This is a genomic window from Synechococcus sp. W60.3, assembly GCF_047502615.1.
Classification (GTDB): Bacteria; Cyanobacteriota; Cyanobacteriia; order Thermostichales; family Thermostichaceae; genus Thermostichus.
In genome coordinates this window covers 1-2,362 of record NZ_JANSHJ010000017.1, presented here as the reverse complement: position 1 = coordinate 2,362, position 2,362 = coordinate 1, and the positions used below count along the sequence as shown (strand labels likewise).

The 2,362-nt window shown below is 56.7% G+C and carries 3 protein-coding genes; 2 read left to right on the top strand and 1 reads right to left on the bottom strand.

Annotated features, from left to right (window positions below):
* Nucleotides 1-1,235 (top strand): NAD(P)H-quinone oxidoreductase subunit 4 (locus NW846_RS07455; RefSeq protein WP_414515664.1); only part of this gene is annotated, 1,235 nt, incomplete at its 5' end.
* 192 nt (nt 1,236-1,427) lie between these two features.
* On the opposite strand, the gene NW846_RS07450 is transcribed toward NW846_RS07455, so the two are convergent.
* Nucleotides 1,428-1,607: a hypothetical protein gene (locus tag NW846_RS07450; RefSeq protein WP_011431964.1), complete on the bottom strand. Its 180-nt coding sequence runs from the start codon at nt 1,605-1,607 to the stop codon at nt 1,428-1,430.
* Between the two features lie 331 nt (nt 1,608-1,938).
* On the opposite strand from NW846_RS07450, the gene NW846_RS07445 reads away from it, so the two are divergent.
* Nucleotides 1,939-2,362 (top strand): hypothetical protein (locus tag NW846_RS07445; RefSeq protein WP_414515662.1); only part of this gene is annotated, 424 nt, incomplete at its 3' end.

The window sequence follows — 2,362 nt, the reverse complement described above, 5'->3', positions numbered from 1 at the left end:
TGCTGCTGCTGATGTACGGCGCCCAGGTGGGCGTATTTCTGGCGCAGGACATGCTTCTATTCTTCCTGATGTGGGAGATTGAGCTGGTGCCGGTCTATCTGCTCATCTCCATTTGGGGTGGGCCGAAGCGCCAGTACGCCGCCACCAAGTTCATCCTCTACACCGCCGCCGCCTCCATTTTTATCTTGGTGGGATCCCTGGCGATGGCCTTCTACGGCGAGGGCTTCAGCCTGGAGATGGCAGAGCTGAGCGCTAAGTCTTACCCACTGGCCTTGGAGCTGTTGGCCTATGCGGCTTTGCTGATTGCCTTTGGGGTGAAGCTGCCGATTTTTCCGCTGCACACCTGGCTGCCGGATGCCCACAGCGAAGCCTCTGCTCCCATTTCCATGATCTTGGCGGGAGTTCTGCTCAAGATGGGTGGCTATGGCCTGATCCGCATGAATGTGGGCATGTTGTCGGAAGCCCACGTTTACTTCGCCCCTGTGCTGGCGGTGTTGGGTGTGGTGAACATCATTTACGGGGCGTTGGCGGCCTTTGGTCAGAACCATCTCAAGCGGCGCTTGGCCTATTCGTCCATTGCCCACATGGGCTTTGTGTTGATCGGGATCTCCGCCTTCACGGAGCTGGGCATCAATGGGGCAGTGCTGCAGATGATCTCCCACGGTCTGATTGCCGCGGTTCTGTTCTTCCTGACGGGGATCACCTACGATCGCACCCACACCCTTGCCCTCGACAAGTTGGGAGGGTTGGCCAAGCAGATGCCGAAGGCTTTTGCCCTGTTTACAGCGGGATCCCTGGCCTCTCTGGCGCTGCCGGGGATGAGCGGATTTGTGGGTGAGCTGACGGTGTTCTTGGGCTTGACCACCAGCGATGCCTATGCGCCGACCTTCAAAGCGGGAATTGCCCTGCTGGCGGCAGTGGGCATCATTCTGACGCCCATTTACTTGCTCTCCATGCTGCGGCAGGTGTTCTACGGGGCTCAGGATCCCGGCTTGGTTTTGGAAGACTACCTGGGGGATGTGCGTCCGCGGGAAATGGCGGTGGCCCTCTGTCTGCTGTTGCCGATTCTCGGCATTGGCTTCTACCCGCGGCTGGCTACCCAAACCTACGATGTCACGACGGTGGCGGTAGCTGCCCAGTTGCGCAGTGTGTTGGCAACTGAAATCGTGCAGCGGCCTTTCTTCCCCTCGCCAGTGCAATCGGCTCAGGTGGCGGCTTTGCCTCTGGAGGATTAAAGGGGGGTCGAGACTCGGTTCTTCTTTATCTCTATTCCTTACTCTGTCCAGAAGAGCTGGTGTTCGAGGTGCAACCCGACTCAACTTTCAGCTCTTCTTTTGTTTTTTTTTAAGTTTTAAGATTGGATTTAGGATCCGGGATGTTCCTGGGCTGGGATTTTCGTGCAGCCGATTGTTCTTGTGCCGTCCATCCTATCGGTGATCGGTGTGGATAGAGTTTTGTTCCATCAGGTTTAGCTGCACCACCAACCACCAGAGGGTTACATCGGAATAGGTCGCCCGACGCTTGAGCCGAGAAATGGAGTGTACTGGGTTTTGGCTGTCGATCATCCACTCAGAAGCGATGATTTGGCCGCGTTGCTGAGCATTCATTGTTTCTCCCTCCGCTCGCCAACTGCTCAATACTTAGAATGGCTAATATTTAGGATGGCGAATTTGCGCGGGAGCGTGTGAAAAAATATATTACGCAGGGATCCCCAGAGTCGGCTAACTTTCTTAGCAATGAGGATCTCATAGGCCGTTGAGTTGCCGATTTGCCGTCCGGGGATCGGACAAAACGTTGCAAAAGGGGCAAAATGTTGGGCAAGGGGATGCCCCTATCTTCACAAGTCTTAAAACCTGGAAAAATTCCATTTTCTCCTGACTCCTCTGTCTCCCTCCGTCGGCCTTTGCAGCAGCAACCCTTGAGAAGTCTGAGATCCCGATGAGAGCCCCCCAGCCTGCCTCTGCTTTTGGAGAAGTGGTGGAGGCCGACACCACAACCTTTGTGGCCCAGTGCTTCGAGCCGGAACGCCTGACCTTCCCGCCCATACCTGCTCTCGGCAGTTGGACGCGCTCCCAAGACGAAGAGACCGGCAACCTGATCTATGGCGTGGTTTGCTATGCCGCCATCGCCCCCATCGACACCGTCCATCGCGCCAGGGCTTTGGGCCTCTCCCCTCAGGAGCTGCGGGAGCAACAGCCCCAGATTTTTGCCATGTTGCGCACCGATTTTCGCGCGGCCATTGTCGGCTTTGTCAGCGGGGGACGGGTCTATCAGTACTTGCCGCCACGCCCTCCCCAGATTCACCAGCCGGTTTATCTCTGCTCCGATACGGAAGTGAGGGAGTTCTGCCGCTCTTTCGAGT

Excerpts from the sequence above, each read along its gene's own strand:
- NW846_RS07450 (WP_011431964.1), bottom strand. The coding sequence starts at position 1,607 with ATGAATGCTCAGCAACGCGGCCAAATCATCGCTTCTGAGTGGATGATC.